This window comes from Candidatus Hodgkinia cicadicola, assembly GCF_002774925.1.
In genome coordinates this window covers 1-952 of sequence record NZ_NXGO01000073.1, presented here as the reverse complement: position 1 = coordinate 952, position 952 = coordinate 1, and the positions used below count along the sequence as shown (strand labels likewise).

General features: G+C 38.2%; 1 pseudogene. It reads right to left on the bottom strand.

The annotated features are described in order from the left end of the window. Positions 1-109: 109 nt before the first annotated feature. A pseudogene (locus MAGTDC_RS02875) lies at positions 110-733 on the bottom strand (Hsp70 family protein); the annotation flags it as partial. Positions 734-952: the final 219 nt, after the last annotated feature.

Sequence of the window (952 nt, the reverse complement as noted above, 5' to 3'; positions counted from 1 at the left end):
AAGACAGTTCGGTCCCTATCTGCCGTGGGAAAAAGAATATTGACGGATCCTGTCTCTAGTACGAGAGGATCGAGATGGACATACCTCTGGTCTACCTGTTGTCGTTGCCAACCGGCACATCGAAAGTACCTCCACCTAAATCAAATATTAAAACATTTCTCTCACCTCTTAAATTTTTATCTAAGCCGTATGCAAGAGCAGCTGCAGTGGGTTCATTAATGATCCTGAGAACTTTAAGACCAGCAATAGTGCCAGCATCTTTAGTAGCCTGTCTCTGTGAATCGTTAAAGTAAGCAGGTACAGTTATAACAGCATCTCTGACTGGATGTCCCAAATATGCCTCAGCTGTTTCTTTCATCTTAGTTAATACCATTGAGCTTATTTCTTCTGGTGAGAATGTTTTAACTTCGCCTTTATAATTAACTTGAATCTTTGGCTTACCGTGATCATTAATAACTTTAAAAGGCCAATGTTTTAAATCATCTTGTATTTTTGGATCATCATATCTGCGACCTATCAAACGTTTAGCATCAAATACAGTATTTTCTGGATTCATAGCTACCTGATTTTTAGCAGCATCCCCAATAAGTCGTTCAGTATCATTAAATGCAACATAACTAGGCGTCGTTCTGTTACCTTGATCATTGGCGATTATTTCCACCTTTCCTGCCTCCCAGACTCCAACGCATGAGTATGTTGTGCCCAGATCAATTCCAATAGCTTTTCCAGGCATCCTGTAGTATCACTTCACTCACTAGCACAACACAAAACCCACAAATATGTACTCACTATTTTACTCATAAAGTTCAACTGAATCGAGAATTAAGTGGTCTGTGAATATATACTTTGTCGTCTATATTTAGATGCAGAGTAACACTATGATGTAATCATATCTAAAAGTGTAACAGACAATACCAGAACAGTAAAGAATAATCTAGAGCGTGTTGTATTT